Source organism: Streptomyces sp. NPDC001843, from assembly GCF_042891955.1.
Classification (GTDB): Bacteria; Actinomycetota; Actinomycetes; order Streptomycetales; family Streptomycetaceae; genus Streptomyces.
The window spans coordinates 524,578-548,449 of sequence record NZ_JBIATQ010000002.1 but is presented as its reverse complement, the minus strand read 5'-3'; the positions used below and the strand labels follow the sequence as shown (position 1 = coordinate 548,449).

Here is a 23,872-nt window from a genome sequence, read left to right as displayed (position 1 = left end):
TCTTCCGTCTCCCGATGCTCGCGGTTCGCCCACGGCGGTCACCGGTCATCCTGGCGGTACGGAGCCGCGGTTCACGCCCTGAGCGGTCGGGACTGGGCCGATCGCGTGACGGCGGCACACGACTGGAGTAACCGGATCCCCACGCCAAGATCTCCCCGGGGCGCACAACCCCGCAGACGTGCGCGCGGCCTGTGCTCCCTACGCGCCTACCCGATCAGGCTAATGAGGTCTTGCTGATGCGGCCAGTCGGGTGAGTTAGTGAAGGAGTCCTACCGGTGGGCTGCCCATCCTCTCCGGGAGAGCGGCTCCGTGGCGCGTACTTCCGCGCCTGGCAACGACACGGTGGGCTTTCCCGGGAGCATGCGGTCGCCGGCACAGCGTGCGGAGGTTCTCCGCAAGGCGAGGTGATTGTCATGCCGACCGCCCCCGATATCGATGCCCCCGGCGTGCGGCCCCTTGCCGCGCCGTCCGGTATTTCACCCGATCAGGGGCCCACCAGTGGTGGAACACGGGTGACCATCACCGGGACCCGTCTCAGTGGGGCCACGAACGTGAGATTCGGTTCCCGCAGCGCCCCGGTCTTCACCGTGGTGAACGACTCGACCATCATCGCGGTGAGCCCCGCGGGGAGCGGGGCGGTCCCCGTCACGGTCAGCACGGCGGGAGGCACCGCCGTGCTCGGGGAGTTCGTCTACGAGCCGCCGCCGGGCCTGCAGGCGGTGCGCCCCGGCGGCGGCCCGCTGTCGGGGGCCAACACGGTCGTTCTGAAGGGGGAGAACCTGCTCACGGCGAGCTCGGTGCGGTTCGGTGCCGGCGTCGCCGTCCCGACGGTGGTGTCCGATCAGCAGCTGAGCGTGGTCGTCCCGCCCGCGGCGGCTCCGGGGACCGTGCCGGTGACGGTGATCACCGCAGGCGGGGTGAGCAACCCGGTGCCGTACGTCTACAGCGCGCTGCCGACGATTTCCGGGATCTTCCCGGCCTCCGGAACCACGGCCGGTGGAAGCATGGTGGTGATCACCGGTTCCGGCCTGTCCCAGGTCACCGGTATCACCGTCGGCGGTGTCCCGGCCACGTCGTTCCGCGCCAACTCCGACACCCTGATCATCGCGGTGGTCCCGGCGGGGGTGCCGGGGCCGGCGGACGTCACCGTGACCACGCCGGGGGGCAGCACCACCGCGGTCGGGGCGTACGCCTACGACATCCCCACGACCACGACGGTGAGCGCCGCTGCGGATCCGTCGGTGACCGGTCAACAGGTGACGGTCACCGCCACGGTCGGGTGGGACACCGCGGAGGCCGGCAACCCGACGGGGACGGTGACGTTCGACTTCGGCGACGGAACCGCCCCCGTCTCCGCCCCGGTCAGCAACGGCACCGCCACCACCACCCACGCCTACACGGCCACGTCCGGCAGCCCCTACACGATCAAGGCCACGTACAACGGGGACACCTCGTTCCTCCCGTCCTCCGGGAGCACGACGCACACGGTTCACCGTGCCGTCACGGCTACCAGCCTGACCTCGACGCCGGATCCCTCGGCCGTCGGCCAGGAGGTCACCCTCATCGCCCGCGTCGTGGTCGCACTCCCCGGAGCCGGCAATCCCACCGGCACCGTCACCTTCACCTTCGGTGACGGAAGTCCCCCGGCCACCGCGCCCCTGGTCAACCACGTCGCCACCCTCACCCACACCTTCAACGACACGGCCGGCAGCCCGTACCGGCTCACCGCCACCTACGACGGCGACGGCGACTTCGCCCCCTCCACCTCCCCCGCGGACACCCAGACGGTCTCCGTCACCGCGGCACCGACGACGACCACCCTCACCTCCTCCCCCAACCCCTCGGTGACCGGACAGCGCGTCACCTTCACCGCCGCCGTCGCACCGGTACCACCTGCGACCGGCACTCCCACCGGTACCGTCACCTTCTCGTTCCGCGAGAACGACTCGACGACCGTCCCCCTCGGCCCCGACGGCACCGCGACCACCACCCGCGTCTACCCCACGACAACCGGCAGCCCCTACGCCCCCATCGCCGTCTACAACGGCGACTCCCACTTCAGCTCCTCCAGCGACGTCACCCTGCAGACGGTCGGACCCGCCGCGACGACCACAACCGTGCGCACCGGCACCAACCCCTCGGTCACCGGCCAACCCGTCACCGTCACCGCAGCCATCGCCCCGCTGCCTCCGGGAATTGGCACTCCCACCGGCACCGTCACCTTCGACTTCGGCGACGGCACTCCCACCGTCACCGCCCCCGTCACCGCGGGAACCGCCAGCACCAGCCACGCCTGGACCGCGACGACGGGCAGTCCCTACGCCATCACCGCCACGTACAACGGTGACGTCAACTTCGCCGCCTCCAGCGGAACCGCCGGCCAGACAGTCACCCGGGCCGCCACCACCATGAGCGTCAGCACCAGCCCCAATCCTTCGGTGGCCGGTCAGCCGATCACCGTTTCCGCCGCCGTCCTGCCCGTCACAGGACCTGACAGCCCCGTCGGCAACGTCACCTTCTCCTTCGGCGACGGCAGTCCCGAGGTCACGGTCCCCGTCATCGCCGGGGTGGCCACCACGGCCCACACCTATCGGAACACCTCCGGCAGCCCGTACACCATCACCGGCACTTACAGCGGGGACGCGAATTTCACCGGGTCCAGCGGCACCACCGGTCAGACCGTCGGCAGCAGCACCACCGTCACCACGGTCACCACCGCGCCGCGGCCTTCCACGGTCGGCCAGCCGGTGACCGTCACCGTCACCGTAGGAGCGCTTCCCCCGGGCTCGGGGGCGCCGTCCGGGACCGTGACCGTCGACTTCGGAGACGGCACCGCGCCGGCGGACGCTGCGTTGACCGGGGCGACGGCGGTACTCATCCACACCTATACCGGGACGACCGGCAGCCCGTACGTCATCACCGCGGCCTACGCCGGCGACAGCGACTTCGCCTCGTCCAGCGGCACCGGCACCCAGACGGTGAACAGAGCCTCCACCGCCGTGACGGTCGCCGGGGCGCCCGACCCGTCGCTGGTCGGCGCACCGGTGACCTTCACCGCGACCGTCGGGCCCACCGCGGGGACCGGCACCCCGTCGGGAAGCGTTCAGTTCGATTTCGGCGACGGCACACCGCCCGCCACGGTGGCTCTCGTCGGGGGCGTGGCCACGGCCCAGCACACCTACACCTCGGCCTCCGGCGGACCGTACACCGTCACCGCCTCGTACGCGGGCGACACGGACTTCACGGGGTCGAGCGGCAGCACCACGCAGACCGTCAACCCGGCGCTCACCACGACAGCGGTGAGCACCTCGCCGGACCCGTCGATGGCCGGCAGGCAGATGACCGCCACCGCGACCGTGGCCCCCGTCCCGCCCGGAGCGGGCAGCCCGACGGGGACGGTGACGTTCGACTTCGGCGACGGCACCTCCCCCGTCTCCGCCCCGGTCACCAACGGCACCGCCACCACCACCCACACCTACATGTCCACCTCCGGCAGCCCCTACGCCGTCATCGCCACCTATAACGGCGACGGCGACTTCACCGGCTCGAGCGGCAGCACGACCCAAACCGTCGACAAAGTGGGCTCCACCACGACGGTGAGCGCTGCACCGGACCCGTCGGTGACCGGTCAACAGGTGACGGTCACCGCGACCGTGGCGGCGAACGCCCAGCAAGCCGGCACCCCGACGGGGACGGTGACGTTCGACTTCGGCGACGGCACCTCCCCCGTCTCCGCCCCGGTGACCAACGGCACCGCCACCGCCACCCACCCCTACACCGACACGACCGGCAGTCCTTACGCCATCACCGCCACCTACAACGGGGACACGGTATTCCGCACTTCCTCGAGCAGCACGACGCACACGGTGCAACGGACCGCCACGGTCACGACCCTTACCTCGACGCCGGACCCCTCGCCGGTCGGCCAGCCGGTCACCCTCATCGCCCGCGTCGTGGTCGCTCCGCCGGGAACCGGCAACCCCTCCGGCACCGTCACGTTCACCTTCGGCGACGGGAGCCCCCCGGCCACCGCAACGCTGGTCAACCACGTCGCCACCGTCAATCACACCTACAACAACACGGCAGGCAGCCCTTACACCGTCACCGCCGGCTACAACGGCGACTCCCAGTACGCCCCTTCCAGTTCCCCGGCGGACACCCAGACGGTCTCGGTGAACGCGGCAGCGACCTCGACCAGACTCACCTCCTCCCCCAACCCCTCGGTCACCGGGCAGCGCGTCACCTTTACCGCCACCGTCACCCCGACTCCCCCGGCCACCGGCACCCCCACGGGCACCGTCACCTTCTCCTTCCGCGACAACGACGCGACAACCGTCGCCCTCAACCCCGACGGCACCGCCAGCACCACCCGTGTCTACCCGTCGACAACCGGCAGCCCATACGCCCCCCTGGCCATCTACAGCGGAGACTCCCACTTCAGTTCCTCCAGCGACGTCACGGTCCAGACCGTCAACCGCGCCGCCACCACCACGACCGTCACCACCAACGCCAGCCCCTCCGTCACCGGCCAGCCCGTCAGCATCACAGCCACCGTCACCCCCCTTCCGCCCGGTGCCGGCGCTCCCACCGGCACCGTGACGTTCACCTTCGGCGACGGCACTCCCTCCGTCACCGCCCCCGTCAGCGGCGGAACCGCAACCACCATCCACACCTGGACAGGGGTGGCAGGCAGCCCCTACACCGTCACGGCCACCTACAGCAGCGACGCCGACTTCGCCACCTCCAGCGGGTCCACCAGCCAGACGGTGAACCGAGCCGCCACGAGCACCACGGTCACCACCTCGCCGCGCCCGTCGGTGACCGGCCAGTCCGTGACCCTGACCGCGACCGTCACCACGAACCCGCCCGGCACGGGTACTCCGACCGGTACCGTCACCTTCGCCTTCGGTGACGGCAGCCAATCCGTGACCGTCCCCGTCAGTGCCGGAACCGCCACCACCACCCACACCTGGACCGCGGCGGCGGGCAGCCCCTACACCGTGACCGCCGCCTACAACGGCGACAGCGCCAGGAGCCCGTCGTCCGGGACCACCGCGCACACCGTGAGCCCGGCTGTCACCAGTACGTCGGTGGCCCTCTCCCCCAACCCCTCACGGACCGGCCAGACCGTGACCGCGACCGCGACGGTCGCCGCTGTCGCACCCGGAGCCGGGACGCCGTCGGGCACCGTCACCTTCACCTTCGGCGACGGCTCCAGCGTCACCTCGGCGGTGAGCGCGGGCACCGCCACCGCCACCCATGCCTACACCTCCCGGGCCGGCAGCCCGTTCACCGTGAAGGCGGCCTACAACGGGAGCGCCGACTTCTCCGCCTCGAGCGGGACGGCCACCCAGACAGTCAACCAGGCCGCGACGAGCACCGGCGTCACCGCCTCTCCCAATCCGGCGGTGACCGGGCAGCCGGTGACCTTCACCGCCACCGTCGCCGCCGTCTCCCCCGGTACCGGCAGCCCCACCGGTACGGTCACGTTCAGCTTCGGCGACGGTACCCCGGCGGTCACCGCACCCGTCGTCTCGGGCACCGCCACCACCACCCATGCCTACACCGGCACCACCGGCAGCCCCTTCACGGTCACCGCCGCCTACAACGGCGACACCGGTTACGCCCCGTCGAGCGCCGGCCGAACCGAGACCGTCAACGCGGCAACGACCACCACTTCGATCTCCGTCTCACCCAGCCCGGCCACCCACACCCAGCCCGTCACCGTCACCGTCACGGTGGCGCCCGTCTCCCCCGGGGCGGGCACGCCCACCGGAAGCGTCACCGTGGCGCTCAGCGGCGAGAAGACCCAGACCGTACCGCTGGTCTCCGGCACAGCGTCCGTCGGGTACCCGCGCCTGAACAAGGGAGTGCACACGGTCGACGTCAGCTACAGCGGCGACACCAACTACAAGGCCTCCGCGGCCAGTACCACCGAAACCGTCACCTGAAATGCGCTCGCGCCGGTCACCTCCTCGAAGAGACCCTGTGCGTCATGGAGTTCTTCTGTTATCACCGCGATCGGCCCGGCTCCTCCGCGTTGCGCGACGAGTTGCTGGAAGAGCACTGGTCCTACATGGACCGGTACGCGAAGGAGTTGATCGCCCGGGGGCCGACCCTCACCGACGACGGGGAAACAGCCACCGGCAGCGTGCACATCGTCGACCTGCCCGATCCCGCCGCCGCGCGCGCGTTCGCCTTCGACGAGCCGAACCACCAGGCCGGCGTCTACCGGGACGTGCTGCTGCGACGCTGGCGCAACGTGCTCGGGCGCACCATGTGGGACTTCCCCGGCGGTCGGACCGGCGGCAACCGGTACTTGGTGATCGGCCTCGGCGACGGCCAGGCCGCCGACCTCGCGGTGCCGGCCGGCCGGGACGAACTGATCGCCTACGGGCCTCTGCTGTCGGACGACGGCACCGCCTGGCTCGGCACGGCGGCACTGCTGCGGGCACCGGACCGGCAGACGGCTCGCGCCGTCCTGAACCCGGACCGGTACGCCGACATCGAGGTGCACAACTGGCAGTTCGGCGGGCGGTCATGAGCCGCGGACAGCGTGGAACCCGACTCCCGGTCAGTGCGGTGCGCGCAGCCCCGCGACGAGGAACCCGACCATACGACGAGCGTCGTAGCGGGGATCATGGTCGGCGCCGACGCAGAGGTTTCCGACGCCGCGCATGAGCGCGTACGCATCCACGTCGGAGCGGATCTCACCGGCGGCGGCCGCGGCGTCCAGCAACTGGGCGCACACGGGCACGAGGCGGTCGAGGAAGTAGGCGTGCAGCGCGTCGAAGCCGGCGTTGTCGGGCTGCAGCACGGCGGCGAGCCCGTGCTTGGTGACCAGGAAGTCGACGAAGAGGTCGATCCATCGTCCTAGTGCGGCGTGCGGGCTCGCGCTCGTCGCCAGCAGGGACGGCCCGGCCTCGGCGCAGGCCTCGACCTGATGCCGGTAGACGGCGATGATGAGGTCCGCGCGGGTCGGGAAGTGACGGTAGATCGTACCCATCCCGACACCGGCCTTGGCCGCGATGTCGCGCACCGGCGCCTCCACGCCCGACGTGACGAAGACCGCGGCGGCGGCGTCGAGCAGAGTCTCCTCGTTCCGCCGGGCGTCCGCCCGCTTGGTCCGGGCAGCGCGCCCGGCGCCCTCATGGCTGTCGTTCACCGCCACGCTCCTTCCTCGACCGAGGCCGCACCGCTCGGGACATTCTTCCACGACTTGCTAAGCGGAGCGCCGTTCCGTATCGTTCCGGAACGACGCTCCGCTTACCGAGGAAGGCTTTTCCATGAGCGAATCAGCCATCGCGAGCACAGCAGTTGCCGTTGAGACGCCCGTTCCCGTCGTCTCGGTGAAGCCGGTGGTGCTGCCGGCCCCGGACCGTGGCGAGGATCTGCGGGTGCGGGTGACAGCGCCCGCCACCGGGCGGGAGTTGCCCGTCATCCTCTTCTCGCACGGCTTCGGCTGGTCGATGGACGGTTACGACCCGCTTGTCGACTACTGGGCGGCACACGGCTTCGCGGTGATACAGCCCACCCACCTGGACTCGAGGACCCTGAGTCTTCCTCCGGAGGATCCCCGTACACCGCTGATCTGGCGTTCACGAGTCGAGGACCTGAAGCGGGTCCTCGACGGGCTCGATGCCGTCGAAGCCTCCGTTCCCGGCCTCAGCGGGCGCCTCGACCGAAACCGCATCGCCGCGGCCGGGCACTCCTGGGGCGGCCAGACGGTGAGCATGCTGCTGGGTGCGCGTGTCCTCGGTGCCGGCGGCGCGGCGGGAGAGGACATGTCCGACTCACGGATCAAAGCGGGTGTGCTGCTGTCCACGCCCGGCCGGGGCGGGGCCGATCTGACTCCGTTCGCGGCCGAGCACTTCCCCTTCATGAACCCGGACTTCGCGGGCATGGCCACGCCGACCCTGGTGGTCGCGGGGGACCACGACCAGTCCCATCTGTCCGTTCGGGGGCCGGACTGGTTCACCGACCCCTACTTCCTGAGCCCGGGCCCCAAGAGCCTGCTCACCCTGTTCGGGGCGGAACACTCGCTCGGCGGAATCCCCGGGTACACCGTCACGGAAACGACGGACGAGAATCCCGAACGGGTCGCCCTGATCCAGCGGCTCACCTCCGCTTACCTTCGCAGTGCGCTCCACCCCGAGGACCCCGGCTGGCCGGCGGCGCGCACGGCTCTGGCGCAGAGCACCGATCCGCTGGGGCGAGTCGCATCCAAGTGAGCATGCCGCGCGCACCCCGGCTCGGTTTTGGGATCATGCAAGCCTGACGCTCGCCGCGTTCCGCCGATTCCTCGAGGTTTTCCGGCTCGGGGAACTCGGCGGCGCCCGCGTCGATCGAGGGAAATTCGAAACCGATATTCAACCTCTTTCCGGCCATGCACCGGGCCATGTTGCCGCTTTTCCTGCGCAGGCAGGGACTCGAATCGACTGGCTTGCCTTTCTCCCGGCGGAGTCGTCCGCGTTGTGGCTCAGTCGAGCTTCCAGCAATCCCTCACAGGGGGCAGTCCGCTGGGCGCTTCCGAACTTCCTGTCACCGCTTCACACCATGCGCGAACTGCCGGGGGAAAAACTTCCCGATCCCGCCGCTCTCTGAATATGTCAGCGCGCCTCACCCGCGTGCGCGATCGTGTACAGGGACATGATCCGCATTCGGTGGGAAAGGCGCAGAACAGGACAGGAGTGGTCTTTGGCAGGGAGGACCGGGATGGATTGGCGTACGTTCGCGCAGCAGATGGCCTCGATGGCGCGGCTTCTGCTGGCAGAGGAGTCGGTCGGTGCCACGCTGGCGCGGATCACCTCCTCGGCCGTCGAGCTGGTCGAGGGCTGTGACGCGGCCGGAATCCTTCTCCTGCACGGCAGGCAAGTGGAGACGCTCGCCCCGACGGAGAAGCTGGTCATCGACAGCGACCAGCTCCAGGCGCGGCTCGGTGAGGGGCCTTGCTTCGATGCCGCCGCCACCTCGAAGGGGGAGCGGGTGTACCGCATCGCCGACCTCACCGATGTGGCACCGCGCTGGCCCGCTTACTCCGTGCAGGCCCGGGAGCTGGGAGTGGGCAGCATGATGGGCTTCCTGCTGTTCACCGAGGACGAGGACCTTGGCGCGCTCAACGTGTACTCCCGTAAGCCGGGGGCATTCACCGAGGCCAGTGAGACCGCGGGCTGGCTGCTGGCCTCCCATGCCTCGGTCGCCTTCTCCAGCGCCCGCACCCATGCGCAGATGGAGCGGGCCGTCGCCACCCGCCATGTCATCGGCGAGGCGATGGGCATCCTGATGGGCAGCCACCGCCTCACCGAGGACCAGGCGTTCGACGTGCTGCGCCGGTACTCGCAGGAGAACAACGTCAAACTCCGGGACGTCGCCCGGCGTGTCTGCGAGAAGGGTGCCCTTCAGTGATCCGGCCCGAGGAGCCGGGCCGGCTTCCCCCGGCGCCGGCCCGTCGGTGCGGACGGCGACGCGAGACGCCAGGGGGTGTCCGCAAAGTCCCGTCGTCCACCCGGAGGGCGGGCCCTGCGGCGTCCGGTTCACACCCCAAAGGGCCCGCCTGGTTGGCGTAGGCGCCACCGACGTTCCGGGCGCGCTCCGCACCGGGTCCGTTTGCCGACCGGAGCACCGGGCAACCGGGCAGCTGACGAACCGCTCGACAGAGGGAGCCCGTATGCCCTCGCGCCGCGACAAGCCGCACGGCCACGCCCTGCTGTCCGACGCCCTGCGCAACAAGGGAGTCGCCTTCACCCAGGCTGAACGGGAGGAGCACGGCCTGGTGGGGATGCTCCCGCCCGGGGAGCTCACGCTCGAGCAGCAGGCCCGCAAGGCCTGGGAGCAGCTGCGGTCCCAGCCCGGGGACCTGGCGCGCAACGTGTACCTGGAGCAGCTCCACGACCGCAACGAGGTGCTGTACTACCGGCTCCTCACCGACCATCTCACCGAGCTGTTGCCCATCGTGTACGACCCGACGGTGGGCGAGGCGATCAAGCACTACAGCCACGAGTTCCGCCGGCCCCGCGGCGTGTACCTGTCCGTGGACCGGCCTCAGGACGTACGGCCCGCGTTCGAAGCGCTGGGCCTCGGCCCCGACGACGTCGACCTGGTGGTGGCCACCGACGCCGGGCAGATCCTGGGGATCGGGGACTGGGGCGTCGGTGGTATGCAGATCTCCGTCGGCAAACTCGCGGTCTACACGGCCGCCGCAGGCATCCACCCGGGCCGGTCCGTCCCGGTCGTGCTCGACGTCGGCACCGACAACCAGACCCTCCTCAACGACCCGCTGTACATGGGCAACCGGCACAGCCGGGCGCGCGGCAAGGACTACGACGCGTTCGTCGCCGCGTACGTGGACACCGTACGGGAGCTGTTCCCGAACGCGCTGCTGCACTGGGAGGACTTCGGTCCCGGCAACGGACGGCGTCTGCTGGAGACCTACGGCGAGCAGGTCTGCACGTTCAACGACGACATGCAGGGCACCGGGGCCATCGCCCTGGCCTGTCTGCTGAACGCGGTGCGGGTCAGCGGCACGCCGATGCGCGAGCAGCGGGTGGTGGTGTTCGGCGCGGGCACCGCGGGGGTGGGCATCGCCGACCAGCTGCGGGACGCGATGGTCCGCGACGGGCTGGAGCGGGAGGAGGCCACGGCCCGCATCTGGTGCGTGGACAGGCAGGGTCTGCTCCTGCGTTCCACGGACGGACTGCGGGACTACCAGCGGTCGTACGCCCGCCCGGACGACGAATGGCCCGACCGGGACGGCGAGCCCGTGGAGTTGCGGGAGGTCGTGGACCGGGTGCGTCCGACGGTGCTGGTCGGGACCTCGACCGTGCGAGACGCGTTCACGGAGGACGTCGTGCGGTCCATGGCCGACCATGTGGAGCGGCCGGTGGTGCTGCCGCTGTCCAACCCGACCGAGAAGATGGAGGCACAGCCCGAGGACGTCCTGAGGTGGACCGGCGGCAAGGCCCTCGTCGCGGCCGGCGTCCCGCTGCCGCCGGTGGAGCTCGACGGAACCACGTACGTCATCGGCCAGGCCAACAACGCCCTGGTCTACCCGGGTCTCGGACTGGGCGCCACAGTGGCCCGGGCCTCCCGGGTCACCGACGGCATGCTGCAGGCGGCCGCCGAGGCGGTGGCGGAGCTGGCCGACCTCTCCGGGCCCGGCGCCCCGCTGCTGCCGCAGGTGGAGAACCTGCGCGCCTCGTCGGCGACGGTGGCGGCGGCGGTCGCCCGCCGGGCCGCCGAGGACGGGGTGGCCCGCGCCCGCCTCGACGACGTCATCCAGCAGGTGCAGGACGCCATGTGGGAGCCGGTGTACACGTGAGGGCGCCGGCGGCCGGCGCGGCCCGGCTCAGCTCGCCGTTCGGCGAATGCGGCCCTCGTACCTCTTCTCCAGCTCCAGGTTGCCCTCGAACCCGCCGGGCACGTTCGCCGACACGTACACCGGCGGGCGTTCCCCTGCGGCGAGGAGCAGCGAGGTCGCCTCGGCGACCGCCTGCTGGACCAGCATCACGCCGGTCAGGGTGGACAGGGCGCAGACGGCGCCGCCGTCGGGGAGGTGGAGGAGGGCGTCGCCGCGGGGGGCCGCGTTGTCGAGGACGACGTCGGCGAGGTCGGCGAGCTTCCTGCCGCTGGGGTGACCGGCGGGGACCGCGCGGGTGTGGGTCAAAGAGGTGATGGCCAGCACGCGGTGGCCGTGTTCCTTGGCGTGCAGGGCCATCTCGACGATCACGTTGTTGACGCCGGAGTTGGAGATCACCACGAACAGGTCCTGGGGCCGCGGGGCGGCCAGGTCGTAGATCCGGGCGGCCACCCCGGCCTCCCGCTCCAGCAGCGGGTCGTCGAGGGTGCTCGGCGCGGCACCTCCGTACAGGACGAGGTCGGCGATGCTCAGCCGGTTGGTGGGCACGAACCCGCCCGCGCGCCCCGCCAGTTCGAGGACGACGGCCTGCGAGTGACCGGTGCCGAAGGCCTGGACGACGCCGTCGGCACGCACACAGTCGGCGATGAGCCGGGCGGCTCGGGTCACATCGTCGCGGGCGGATTCGGTGATGCGCTGCAGGACGGCCAGACTCTCGGTTGCGAACCGCTGGGCGCTCACAGGATCGACGGACACTCGAGACTCCCCACTGATGGACACTGATGGATTGAACCACCCTGTATGCGACACTCGATGAATCAATAAATCACAGCCGGTCCTGGTATTCAATCCGTGTCGACAACGGTGGCTGATACCTTCTCCCCATGCCTCCGACGGATGTCACCGCACTGATCCGCACCGAACTCCCCCGCCTGGCCGGCTCGCTGCGGAAGGTCGGCGAGCTGATCCTGGAGGATCCGGCCGCCGTCACCCACTGCTCGGCCGCCGAACTGGGCCGGCGCACCGGTACCTCCCAGGCGACGGTGACCCGTTTCTGCCGCGCCATCGGCCTCGACTCCTACCAGCACCTGCTGATAGAGCTGGCCCAGGAGCGCGGCCGCGGCGAGGCCTCCGACTGGGGCAGCGCCGAGATCGGGCCCGACATCTCCCCCGACGACGGGCTGGAACGGGTCGTACAGGTCGTCGGCAGCGCGGATCTGCGCGCGGTCCAGCAGACCATCGACCGCGTCGACCTGGACGCGATCGAACGCGCCGCCCAGGCCACCGCCCGGGCCCGCCGCATCGATGTCTACGGCGTCGGCGGCAGCGGGGCCGTGGCCCAGGAGACCGAGACCCGCCTGTTCCGCATCGGTTGCGCGGTGCGCGGCTGGACCGAGGTGCACGGCGCCGTCACCTCGGCCGCCCTGCTCACCCCGGCCGACGTCGCCATCGGCATCTCCCACTCCGGGGCGACCCGCGAGACGCTCGAACCGTTCGAACTCGCCAAGGAGCGAGGCGCCAACACGGTCGCGATCACCGCCGACCCGCGCTCCCCGCTCGCCCGCGCCGCCGACGTACGGCTCGTCTCCTCGTCCTCGGAGACCAGTTTCCGCACCGGCAGCATCGGCGCCCGCCACTCGGTCCTGGTCCTCATCGACTGTCTCTACGTCCGGGTGGCCCAGCTCTCCTACCAGCGGGCGAGCGCCTCCCTGGCCCTGACGGACCACATCGCCGGACAGCACGCGGTCAAGTCACGCCGCGCACGGTGACCATGGCCGGGACTGCATGAATGAACCACCAAACTACAAACATAATGGTTGTTTGAACCATCTCCTCGGTGCCAGGATGGAGCTCCCCCTGAGCACGTAGGAGACCCATGCGTGTCACCTCTGTCGAGTCGACCGAGCTCTTCGTCGGTCCCGTCGAGCAGCCGCGCCAGGTGGTGGCCGTCGGGGTCGAGCACCAACCCGGCCGCACGGTGCGGATCACCGTCGAGGGCCCGGGTGTCCACGGCACCTGCGAGGCCGCCACGGGTGACGACGGAGCGCTGCGCGCCGAGACACCGGTCAGGTCCGACCTCCGCCCCGGCGACAGCACACGGGTGCGGGTCACGGCCGAGGACGCGGACGACCCGGCGGCTGGCGCGGCCGGGCGCACCGCGTCCTTCACCGCCGCCGAACCCGGCTGGACCATGTTCATGGTCAGCCACTTCCACTACGACCCCGTCTGGTGGAACACCCAGGCCGCCTACACCGAGACCTGGGACCGTGCCGACGACCCGGCCACCACGGGCCTGCCCGCCCGCACCTTCGACTCACGCGGCCAGTCCGGGATGAGCCTGGTGCGGGCCCACTGCGACCTGGCACGGCGCGACCCCGCGTACACCTTCGTCCTCGCGGAGGTCGACTACCTCAAGCCGTACTGGGACGCCTTCCCCGAGGAACGCGCCTTCCTGCGCCAGCTCGTCCGCACCGGCCGCGTCGAGATCATGGGCGGCACCTACAACGAGCCCAACACCAACCTCACCGGCGCCGAGGCGACCGTACGCAACGCCCTCTACGGCGACGGCTTCCAGCGCGGGATCATCGGCGCGTCCCCGCAGACCGCCTGGCAGCTGGACGCGTTCGGACACGACCCGCAGTTCCCCGGACTGATGGCGGACGCGGGAATCAGTTCCAGCTCGTGGGCGCGCGGCCCGTTCCACCAGTGGGGGCCCACGCTGTCGGTGTTCGGCGAGGAGCCGCGGGATCCGGGACGGATGCAGTTCCCGGCGGAGTTCAACTGGATCGCCCCCTCGGGGCGCGGGCTGCTGACGGCCTACATGGTCAACCACTACGGCGCGGGCTGGGCGATCGACAACGCGCCCACCCTGCCCGAGGCCGAGGCCGCCGCGTACAGGCTGTTCCAAGGGCTCAAGCAGGTCGCGCTCACCCGCAACGTGCTGCTTCCCGTCGGTGGTGACTACGCGCCGCCGTGCCGCTGGGTGATGGACATCCACCGCGACTGGAACGCCCGCTACGTCTGGCCCCGCTTCGTCAGCGGCATCCCGCGACACTTCTTCGCCGCCGTTCGGGCGCAACTTGAGGCGGAGGGCCGCAGGGCCTCTCCGCAGACCCGGGACATGAACCCCGTCTACACCGGCAAGGACGTCTCCTACATCGACACCAAGCAGGCCCAGCGGTGCGGCGAGACGCTGCTCGCCGACGCCGAGGCCTGGGCGACGCTGGCCTCGCTGGTCGCCGGGCACCCGTATCCGGACGCGGCCCTCGACAAGGCCTGGCGGCAACTCGTCTACGGCGCCCACCACGACGCCATCACCGGATCCGAGTCCGACCAGGTCTACATCGACCTGCTGACGGGCTGGCGCGAGCTGTACGACCTTGCCGAGGCGGTGCACGCCGACGCGACCCAGGCCCTGGCCGACCGGGTCGCCGGGGACGGCTCACCCGACCTCGTCGTCTTCAACTCCGCGACCTGGGAACGCCGGGACGTGCTCACGGTGGAGGACCCGGGTCTCGTCCCGCTGGACGACACCGGCGAGCCCCTGCCCGCCGTACGCGAGGACGGCCGGCTCCATGTCGTCGTACCGCAGGTGCCCGGCATGGGTTTCGAGGCCCTGCGGCTCGCCGAGGGCACCGTGACCGGCTGGGTGCCCGGCGAGGGCACCACGATCCGCAACGAGTTCTACGAGGTGACGGTCGACCCCGCGCGCGGCGGCGGCGTCAGCGGTCTGCGCGCCCTCGCCGAGGGCGGCCGCGAACTGCTGCGGGCCGGCGACATCGGCAACGAACTCGTCGTACAGGAGGAATATCCGCGGCACCCGCGTTTCGGCGAAGGGCCCTGGCATCTCACGCCGACCGGCATCACCGCGGCCCGCAGCCGCGATGTGACGGCCTCGGCGACCGTGGAGCACTCCCCCGCCGGTTCCCGCGTCACGGTCACCGCCGATCTCGAGGTCTTCCGCTACACCCAGCGGCTGACCCTGTGGAAGGGCGTCGACCGCCTGGACGTCGCCACGAGCATCGACGGCTACGACGGCGCCGACCGGCTGATCCGGGTGCGCTGGCCCTCGAACGTGCGGGGCGGGCTGCCCGTGCACGAGGTCGCGGACGCGGTGGTCGGGCGCGGGTTCGGTTTCGTGGAGGTGGACAGCGAGCGCTTCCCGTGGACCCTGGACAACCCGGCGAACACCTGGTTCGGGCTGGGGTCCACCGCACGGGTCGCGGTCCGGGACGGCGCCGGGGCGTTGCTCGGACACCGGTCGATCGGGGTCGCCGAGCTGGTCTTCCCCGGCTGGGACCAGGCCGGAGAACTCGGCGCCCCGCTCGCGGCCGCCCTCGTCCGCGCGGGCGTCACCGCGACCTCCACCGTCGCCGACGGCCCCCGTTACGGCGACCTCGAGGTCGACTCCAACCTTCCCGACATCCGCATCGCCATCGGCGGCCCGGACCGCAACACCGTGGTCCTCGAGGCGCTCGGCTGGGATCCGGCCGCCTCGCGCGAGCTGCGCCGGCAACTCGCCGAGGACGGGGTCGCGGCCGTGTGGGTCGCGCCCCGCGCCTCGCTGCGGGAGGAGTGGGTGCCCGGCGCCGACCTGCGCGACCTGGAGCGGCTGCCGCTGCTCGTGGTGGCCGGCGCCCGCCCCGAGGACGACGCCAAGGCGGTCGACGCGCTGATCGCCGACCTCGACGGCACGGCGACACTGCGGGCCACCGCCGCGGGTGGGGGCGAGGCGCTGCCACCGGGCGACGCCTGGGACGGGCGCGGCTTCGCGATCCTCAACCGGGGCACGCCCGGCTGCGTGGTCACCGCCTCCGGTGACCTCTACATGTCGCTGATGCGTTCCTGCACGGGCTGGCCGTCCGGCATCTGGGTTGATCCGCCGCGCCGCACCGCCCCCGACGGGTCCGCGTTCCAGCTCCAGCGCTGGTTCCACACCTTCGAGTACGCCGTCGTGGCCGGTGAGGGCGACTGGCGCGAGCAGCGGGTGCCGCGGGCGGGGCACGCCTTCAACCATCCGCTCACGGCACGGCTCAGACGGTCACCGGAGGGGACCGAACTGCCGCGCAGGGCGACCCTGCTGGGGCTGGAGCCGGCGGGCGAGGTGCTGCTCGACGCGCTGAAGCCGGCCGGCTCGCCGCTCGCCCGGGGCAGCGTGGCCACGGTGGATCCGGGGCGCGGGCTCGTCGTGCGGATGCACGAGGTGAACGGGCGACCGGTGCGGGCGCGGGTGCGTGGGCCGCGATCGTGGGCGCAGGGCGCCCGGGCGGACGTCCTGGAGGCGCCCGGGGAACCGCTCGCACCGGACGAACAGGGGGAGTTGAGGGTCGGCCTGACCGGGTTCGAGGTGGCCACGGTGCTCGCGACACCGGCCGTCGCCCCGGAGCGGTCCCGCGAGCCGGGCATCGCCGCCCACGAGCCCGCGCAGCCCGTCCCCACCCGCTACTGGCTCCACAACTGCGGCCCGGCACCCCGCGGCAACATGCCGGTCGCGGTGTACCTCGCACCGACCGCGCTCACCGCCTCCGGCCCCGTCACCGCCACCGTCCGGGTCGCCTCGGAGCTGACCGACGCGCCCGTGTCCGGCTCCGTGAGCCTGCAGGTGCCACCCGGCTGGTCCGCCGAGCCCGCCGAACTGCCGTACTCCCTGGGCCCCGGTGGCTTCACGCTCGCCGAGGTCACGGTGACCCCTCCGCCGGACGCCGTGGCCGGGCGGCACTGGCTCACCGCGCGGCTGTCGTACGGCGGGCAGAGCTTCGAGGACGTCGTCGCCCTCGACGTGCCGGGCGAGGTCCCGCGGGGCGGGCCGGACGGGCGTACGGGCCCGACTCTCCTGGCGCGGCTGGGCGTCGAGCGGATCGCGGTACGCCGGGGCGAGCGCGTCCGCGTCCCGGTGATCCTGCGGAACACCACCCGCGGGCCGGTTCACGGCACCCTGTGGGCGGTGTCCTCCTGGGGCACCTGGCCGGGGGTGGGTCCGGGCTGCCAGGGCTTCGCCGTGGCCGCCGGGGAGCGACTGGAGTGCGGGGTCGAGGTGGACGGGGCGGCGGTGCCGCCGGGGTCGTACTGGCTGATGGCGAAGGTCGCCTGGCACGGGTGCGTGGCCTACACGGCGACCGTGGTGCTGGAGGTGACGCCGTGAGCGGACCCGCACATCGGCCCGGGGAGCACGTCCGTCCGCCGGGAGGTGCCGCGGCGCTGGTGTGCGGCGAGACCGTCGGCGAGGACCGTGTGGACGCCCTGCTGGCGGCCGCACCGCCCCGTGACCGCGAGGGCCGGCCCGAGTCCCTTGCGCGGGCCGAGCGGCAGCGGCGCCGGTGGGCCACCCAGGTGGTGGTCGTGGACGAACTCGCCCGCCGCGCCTGCGCGGAGCGCGGGACGGCGCCGCCCCAGGAGGTGCCGCAGTCCCTGCTGCCGGCCGTAGCGGCGGGCGACGTCGCCGACCTCGGCAGCATCGTCGCCGTGGCGCTCGCCCGTTCCCCGGCCGCACGGGCCCTGCTCGCCTCGCTGGAGGGCGAACAGGAGGTACCCGAATGGGCGGTACGGGAGTACTACGGGAACAACCGGGACCGCTTCCTCACGAGCGACGCGCTGCGGCGCGGTGTCGAGCCCTTCGACGAAGCGACGCCGGAGGACTTCCTGCCGTACGAGCGCGTCCGCGAGGGCATCGTGCGCGAGCTGCGCCGGGCGGCGGGCCGACGGGCCTTCTTCGACTGGCTCGACCGGAGCCGCTCCGCGGTGGTGTACGCCGAGGGGTACGAACACCCCGGCGACCCGGCGCATCCGGACCACGAACACCGGCACTGAACCGCCCCCGCACGGGCGGGCAATGCGTTCCGGAACCCAAAAGCAACACGGCAACCCATTGACCTCCGATGAATTCTGGTCCACCTTTTCATCAATCAGCCTCCAAGTTGGTGATTTGAACCAGCCATCTCGCTCCGCCGCAGGAGGGCACCCATGCACGCAAGCAGACTTCCCGGATCCCTGGCATGTCTCGTGGTCCTGTCGATGACCGCCGCCGGCTGCGGCCTGTCCGGCGGCTCCGGAAGCGGGGACGCCACCGCCGGCGCCTGCAAGGTCGACAAGGCCAACGTCGGGTCCGGCAAGCTCTCCGGCGACGTCAAAGGCCAGATCACCTTCCAGACCACCAACCTGAAGAAAGACTTCGGCGGCTTCTTCAACGGGGTGATCAAGGCGTTCCAGGCGGCCCACCCCGGTACCTCGGTCAAGTGGATCGACGACCCCGGCGACAACACCTTCACCCAGCGCACGGTCGCCGACGCGCAGGCCTGTACGTTGCCGGACGTCATCAACCTCAACGCCCCGACCGCGACCGCCCTCACCAAGGCCGGCTACCTGCTCGACCTGAGCGTGAAGGACCCGGACGTCGCGAAGCCGTTCGTCCCGTCGTTCTGGAAGTCCGCCACCTTCAAGGACGCCTCCGGTGATTCGATCCACACCACGCTCCCCTGGTACACCGGCGGTGTCCTGCTGACGTACAACAAGGACCTGCTGAAGAAGGCCGGCATCGACCCGGCGAAGCCGCCGACGACGTTGTTCGGACTGTTCGCCGACTACGAGAAGATCGCCAAGGCGGGCAAGGGCAAGTTCTACGCGACGATGGCCAACCCGATCTGGCGCATCCCGGCCGACTTCGACCAGATGAACATCAAGGTCCTCTCGGCGGACGGCAAGTCGGCCGTGTTCGCCGACGATCCGCGCACCACCCAGTGGGTCGCCTGGATGGCGAAGCTGTACAAGGAAGGCGCGATGCCGAAGGACTCGCTGTCCTCCAGCAACGACCCGTCCACGCTGTACAGCCAGGGCAAGGTCGCCTACGGCTCGACGAACCCGAGCTTCGTGCGGTTCGTGAAGCAGAACAGCCCGTCGATCTATGCCAGGACGGGCGTCGGTCAGCAGCCCTACGACGCGCTCGGCCGCGCCTCCGCCGGCGCCCCGCAGTACATATCGGTCGCCGCGACCAGCAAGCACGCGCCGGTGGCGCTGGCGTTCGCCGAGTTCCTCACCAACGCCGAGAACCAGACGGCCTGGTGCAAGGACCCGAACGTGGTGATCTTCCCGACCACCTCGGCCTCGCTGGAAGACCCGTTCTTCCAGAACGTCAGCGGTGACGATCCCTTCTCGCAGGCCCGCAAGCTCGTCGCCGACCAGCTCAAGACGGCCGACACCAACCAGACCAACCTCTCCCCGGCCGTGCAGAACGCCATCGTGAGCCAGGTGCAGCTGGCCATGCAGGGCAAGAAGAGCCCGGAGCAGGCCGTGAAGGACGCCCAGGCGAAGGCCGACGAGCTGCTGAAGCAGGGCAGCTGACCGTGGCGACGCAGGCCGTGAAGCCGGCGTCCGTGCCCGGTGCGGAGTCCGCCTCCGTGCCGGGCACGGCCCCGTCCCGCCTCCGCCGGCTGGCCCGGGCCATCCGGCCCGGGCCCGCTCCGGGCGCCAACGGCGCGGCGCTGTACCGCCGCTGGTGGCTGCCCTGGCTGTGGACCGCCCCCGCGCTCGTCTGTGCGGCGGTCTTCGGCGTGTTCCCGTTCCTCAACACCGTCCTGCTGTCGTTCACCGACGCCAAGCCGCTCGGCGGCGCCGCGAGTTTCGTCGGGCTGTCCAACTACACCCGGATGCTGGACGACGGCGACTTCTGGCTGGCGACCCGCAACAGCCTGCTGTACGCGCTGATCGTGGTGCCGCTGATGGTGTTCCTGCCGCTGATGCTGGCCGTCCTGGTGGAGAAGAGGCTGCCCGGCATCGGGTTCTTCCGGTCGGCCTTCTACACGCCGGTGCTCGCTTCCAGCGTGGTCGTGGGGCTGAGCTGGCAGTGGCTGCTGGCCGACGACGGGCTGGTCAACACCTGGCTGCAGAAGGCCCATCTGATCAAGCAGGCCATCCCCTTCCTGTCCGACCCGTGGCTGATCCTGCTGTGCGCGATGGGCCTGACACTGTGGAAGGGGCTCGGCTGGTACATGGTCTTCTATCTGGCCGCCCTGGGGAACGTGCCCCAGGAACTGCACGAGGCGGCGGCCATGGACGGCGCCGGTGCGATCCGGCGCTTCTGGCACATCACCGTGCCGGGCGTGCGGCAGGCCATGATGCTGGTCGGCACGCTCACCGGCATCGGCTCGCTGCGGGTGTTCACCGAGATCTTCATGCTCGGCAGCTACACCGGCGGCCCGGGCGGCGCCGACCGCACCCTGCCCTTCTACATCCGCGACGTCGGCCTGGACCCGATGACCGGCAACGCCGGTTACGGGTCGGCGGTCAGTGTGGCCCTGTTCCTGCTGACGCTGGGGCTGACCCTGCTGGCGCAGCGCCTGACGAAGGAGGACGAGTCATGACGACCGTTGTCGAGAGGCGCCGGCGCCTGCTGCCCCGCTGGCGGGACTACGGCCGCCCCCGCGACCTCGTCGTCCGCTACCTGCTGCTGCTGTTCGTCCTCGCCATCACGGTCGGACCGCTGGTCTGGCAGTTCCTGGCGTCGCTGAAGAGCACCAGCGAGGACGTCTTCGGGGCGAACGCCTCACTGCTGCCCCACCATCCGACACTGCGGGCCTACCGGGCGATCTTCGAGCAGGTTCCGGTGGCCACGTACATCAGGAACAGCCTGATCGTGGTCGTCCTGTCGATCGCCAGCCAGCTGGTGTTCTCCGCCACCGCCGGCTACATGCTCTCCAAACCCGGCTGGAAGGGCCGCAGGGCGGTCTGGGTCCTGTTGGCCGCCTCCATGATGTTCCCCTTCGAGTCGATCATGGTGTCGCTGTTCCTGAGCATCCGCGACCTGGGGCTGGTCGACAGCGTGGTGGGCGTGTGGCTGCCCGGGTTCGTCGGTGCCATCAACGTGCTGCTGATGCGCGGTGCGTTCCTCGCGGTGCCGCGCGAGATCGAGGACTCGGCGATGCTCGACGGCGCGAGCGAGTGGCAGCGCTTCCGTCACCTGTACCTGCCGTCCGCGTGGGGCGCGATCATGGTGGTCGTCATCAACACCTTCATCAGCGCCTGGGACGACTTCCTCTGGCCGCTGATCGTGCTGCGCTCGGACAGCCACTTCACCCTGACGCTGGGACTCGCGCGTCTGCAGTCGTCGTCGTTCGGCTACGACCAGCGACTGGTGATGGCGGGTGCGGTGATCTCCGTCGTGCCGGTGCTGGTGCTGTTCGTCATCACACAGCGGTGGTTCTACAAGGGGGTGTCGGCGGGGGCCGTGAAGTTCTGAACGAGGTTCTGATCCACCACGACGGGTGTGGCGGTGAGCGCCTCCCGTGCCGAGCCCGCGATCCGGATCTCCAGCGTCCCGGGCAGCACCCGTGTCTCCAGGTCGGCGCCGACCTGGGCGAGTTGCTCGGCGCCGAGGCGGAAGACGAGCGTGCGGCACTCTCCCGGCGCAAGGTCGGCGCCCTGGAAGGCCCGCAGTTCCAGGGTGCGCGGCCACACGGGCGTCACCAGTCGGCGGATGTAGAGCTGGGCGACGGTACGGCCGCGCCGCTCCCCCGTGTTGGTGATGTCCGCCTCGACCGTGTGCCGCGTCAGGCGCGGCGGACCGTAGGCGAACGTCGTGTACGCCAGCCCGTGTCCGAAGGAGTAGAGCGGCCCGGCGCTCTCGTCGACGTAGCCGCCGTACTCGATGTCCTTGTGGTTGTAGTGGACGGGGAGTTGGGCGGCCGAGCGCGGGACGGAGACGGGTAGCCGGCCGACCGGATCGGCGAGACCGAACAGCACCTCGGCGATCGCGTCGCCACCCCAGGGACCCGGATACCAGGCGGTGAGCAGTGCCGCCGTGCGCTCCGCCGCCTCGGGGACGGCGTGCGGGCGGCCCTGCAGCAGGACGGCCACCGTGGGCGTGCCGGTCGCGGTGACGGCGTCGAGCAGGGCGTGCTGCGCCGCGCCGAGACGCAGTCCGGCGAGATCGGCGCCTTCGCCGCACGTCATCTCCGAGACGGCGCCGCGCGCGGCCCCGTTGGCGGCGAACTCGGTGCCGGGGGTGCGGGCACTGCTGCCGCCCAGCACCAGCACGGCCAGGTCGGAACCGGCGGCCGCGGCGACGGCCTCCGGGACACCGGAGAGGTCGCCGCCGGCGAGGGCGCAGCCCCGGGCGTGTCGGATGTCCGTGCCGGGCGGGGCCAGTCGGCGCAGGCCGTCCAGGACGCTGCTGCCCGTGCCGGGGCGTTGCGGGGCGGTGTAGTCGCCGAGTTGGTGGGCGGTGGTGGCGGCGTGCGGGCCGAGGACGGCGACGCGGGAGACGCTCCGCCCTATGGGCAGGGCTCGCCCGTCGTTGTGGAGGAGCGTGACGGCGGCGCGGGCGAGAGCGGTGCTGACCTCTCTCCCCCGTTCCGGCGGGATCGACCGCCGGGCGCTGTACGGTCGTTCGAACAGGCCCAGCCGGAACTTCAGGCGCAGGACACGCGCCACGGCGGCGTCGACGGCGGCCTCGGTGACCAGGCCCCGCTCGACCGCCTCCTGAAGATGCGTGAACCCCTCGTCCCACAGGCTGAGGTCGACTCCGGCGTCGAGCGCCATGGCGCCCGCGCGGACCTTGTCGCCGGTGACGCGGGCCAGCCGGTCCACGGCGAGGCCGTCCGCCATGACGAGGCCTTCGAAGCCCCAGCGGTTTCTGAGCAGTCCGGTGAGGAGGGCGCTGTTGCCGGCGCAGGGCAGTCCGTCGACCTCGTTGTACGCGGCCATGACGGCGGCGGCCCCGGCGCGGACGCCGGCGCGTGCGGCGGGGAGGTGGATCTCGTGCAGCTCGCGCGGGCCGAGCTCGGACTCGGCCGAGTTGCGTCCGCCGACGGTGGCGCCCTGGCCGGCGAAGTGCTTGAGAACGACGGGGGCCTTGTCGTCGGCGAAGCGGTCGCCGGGTGTGCCCTGCATGCCCCGGACGAGTGCCTCCGTCAGCCGGGCCGCCAGATGGGGGTCCTCGCCGAAGCACTCCTCGGTGCGGCCCCAGCGCGGGTCGCGGGCGATGTCCAGCGCGGAGACGAGAGCCAGGTGGCCGCCGCGGGCGCGTAGTTCGGCGGCGGCGTGGGCCGCGGCGCGCTCGTACAACTCCGGGTCCCAGGTGGCGCCGACGGCCAGGTTGACCGGGAGGACCGTGCCGTCGAGCGCCATGTGGCCGTGCGGGACCTCCTCGACGAACAGCGCGGGTATGCCGAGGCGGCTGCGCTCGAGGACGTGCCGCTGCACCATGTCGGCGAGGTCCGCGCCGTGCTCCGCCCCCGCGCCGCCGCTGTGGTCGACGCCGGACCAGGCGTCGGCGCGCAGCAGGCCGTAGAGGGCGCCGAGGCCGGCGAAGCGCTCGGTCTCGGCGTAGAGGGCGTCGGTGAGTTCGAAGTCGCCGCCGGGGGTTCGGCGATAGGCGTGCCAGCCGTACATCCGCTGGTTGAGCTGGCCGACCTTCTCGCACAGGGTCATGCGGGCGAGCAGGTCGCGGACGCGGGCGTCCTCGGGTGCCGCCGGGTCCCGGTACAGGGGGCGGCCGTCGTGGCCCGGGGAGCGGTCGCGGGTGTGGTG

The 23,872-nt window shown here is 71.4% G+C and carries 14 protein-coding genes; 11 read left to right on the top strand and 3 right to left on the bottom strand.

From position 1 onward, the window contains the following. Nucleotides 1-413 precede the first annotated feature (413 nt). Both ACFYZQ_RS07800 and ACFYZQ_RS07795 read left to right on the top strand, forming a co-directional pair. A complete protein-coding gene (locus tag ACFYZQ_RS07800; protein ID WP_389142857.1) occupies nucleotides 414-5,951 on the top strand; it encodes an Ig-like domain repeat protein in 5,538 nt (1,845 codons plus the stop codon). Between the two features lie 44 nt (nucleotides 5,952-5,995). Next, the gene (locus tag ACFYZQ_RS07795; RefSeq protein ID WP_389142854.1) at nucleotides 5,996-6,544 is read left to right on the top strand and encodes a YciI family protein; all 549 of its coding nucleotides are present in this window, start codon (nucleotides 5,996-5,998) and stop codon (nucleotides 6,542-6,544) included. A gap of 30 nt (nucleotides 6,545-6,574) precedes the next feature. On the opposite strand, the gene ACFYZQ_RS07790 is transcribed toward ACFYZQ_RS07795, so the two are convergent. Next, entirely contained in the window at nucleotides 6,575-7,165 is a 591-nt protein-coding gene (locus ACFYZQ_RS07790) for a TetR/AcrR family transcriptional regulator (RefSeq protein WP_389142851.1), read from the bottom strand. Nucleotides 7,166-7,286: 121 nt separating this feature from the next. Here ACFYZQ_RS07790 and ACFYZQ_RS07785 point away from each other — a divergent pair, with 121 nt between their 5' ends. The 3 genes from ACFYZQ_RS07785 (at nucleotide 7,287) to ACFYZQ_RS07775 (ending at nucleotide 11,317) form a co-directional block, all read left to right on the top strand. Further along, nucleotides 7,287-8,231 (top strand): alpha/beta hydrolase family protein, encoded by a 945-nt coding sequence (locus ACFYZQ_RS07785; protein WP_389142848.1) that lies wholly within the window; start codon nucleotides 7,287-7,289, stop codon nucleotides 8,229-8,231. A 484-nt stretch (nucleotides 8,232-8,715) separates the two neighbouring features. Next, nucleotides 8,716-9,405 carry a GAF and ANTAR domain-containing protein gene (locus ACFYZQ_RS07780; protein WP_389142845.1) on the top strand — a complete coding sequence of 230 codons (690 nt, stop codon included), beginning with the start codon at nucleotides 8,716-8,718 and terminating at the stop codon, nucleotides 9,403-9,405. A 262-nt stretch (nucleotides 9,406-9,667) separates the two neighbouring features. Then, a complete protein-coding gene (locus tag ACFYZQ_RS07775; RefSeq protein ID WP_389142842.1) occupies nucleotides 9,668-11,317 on the top strand; it encodes an NAD-dependent malic enzyme in 1,650 nt (549 codons plus the stop codon). Between the two features lie 27 nt (nucleotides 11,318-11,344). On the opposite strand, the gene ACFYZQ_RS07770 is transcribed toward ACFYZQ_RS07775, so the two are convergent. Continuing rightward, nucleotides 11,345-12,109, bottom strand: coding sequence for a sugar isomerase domain-containing protein (locus ACFYZQ_RS07770; protein WP_389142839.1), 765 nt, complete (start codon nucleotides 12,107-12,109; stop codon nucleotides 11,345-11,347). Nucleotides 12,110-12,237: 128 nt separating this feature from the next. Here ACFYZQ_RS07770 and ACFYZQ_RS07765 point away from each other — a divergent pair, with 128 nt between their 5' ends. From ACFYZQ_RS07765 to ACFYZQ_RS07740, 6 genes are all read left to right on the top strand, one after another. Continuing rightward, nucleotides 12,238-13,122: a MurR/RpiR family transcriptional regulator gene (locus ACFYZQ_RS07765; RefSeq protein ID WP_389142836.1), complete on the top strand. Its 885-nt coding sequence runs from the start codon at nucleotides 12,238-12,240 to the stop codon at nucleotides 13,120-13,122. Nucleotides 13,123-13,229: 107 nt separating this feature from the next. Further along, complete coding sequence (locus tag ACFYZQ_RS07760; protein WP_389142833.1) at nucleotides 13,230-17,495, top strand: NEW3 domain-containing protein; 4,266 nt, start codon at nucleotides 13,230-13,232, stop codon at nucleotides 17,493-17,495. Next, a complete protein-coding gene (locus ACFYZQ_RS07755) occupies nucleotides 17,492-18,160 on the top strand; it encodes a peptidyl-prolyl cis-trans isomerase (protein ID WP_389142831.1) in 669 nt (222 codons plus the stop codon). Before ACFYZQ_RS07760 ends, ACFYZQ_RS07755 begins: the two co-directional genes overlap by 4 nt. A gap of 153 nt (nucleotides 18,161-18,313) precedes the next feature. After that, nucleotides 18,314-19,687: an extracellular solute-binding protein gene (locus ACFYZQ_RS07750; RefSeq protein ID WP_389142828.1), complete on the top strand. Its 1,374-nt coding sequence runs from the start codon at nucleotides 18,314-18,316 to the stop codon at nucleotides 19,685-19,687. 2 nt (nucleotides 19,688-19,689) lie between these two features. Next, nucleotides 19,690-20,706 carry a carbohydrate ABC transporter permease gene (locus ACFYZQ_RS07745; protein WP_389142826.1) on the top strand — a complete coding sequence of 339 codons (1,017 nt, stop codon included), beginning with the start codon at nucleotides 19,690-19,692 and terminating at the stop codon, nucleotides 20,704-20,706. Further along, complete coding sequence (locus tag ACFYZQ_RS07740) at nucleotides 20,703-21,581, top strand: carbohydrate ABC transporter permease (protein ID WP_389142823.1); 879 nt, start codon at nucleotides 20,703-20,705, stop codon at nucleotides 21,579-21,581. The genes ACFYZQ_RS07745 and ACFYZQ_RS07740 overlap by 4 nt, the downstream gene beginning before the upstream one ends. Here the strand turns inward: ACFYZQ_RS07740 and ACFYZQ_RS07735 are convergent. Continuing rightward, on the bottom strand, nucleotides 21,545-23,773 hold the full coding sequence (locus tag ACFYZQ_RS07735; protein WP_389143244.1) for a glycoside hydrolase family 3 N-terminal domain-containing protein: 2,229 nt from the start codon (nucleotides 23,771-23,773) through the stop codon (nucleotides 21,545-21,547). The genes ACFYZQ_RS07740 and ACFYZQ_RS07735 overlap by 37 nt on opposite strands. Nucleotides 23,774-23,872: the final 99 nt, after the last annotated feature.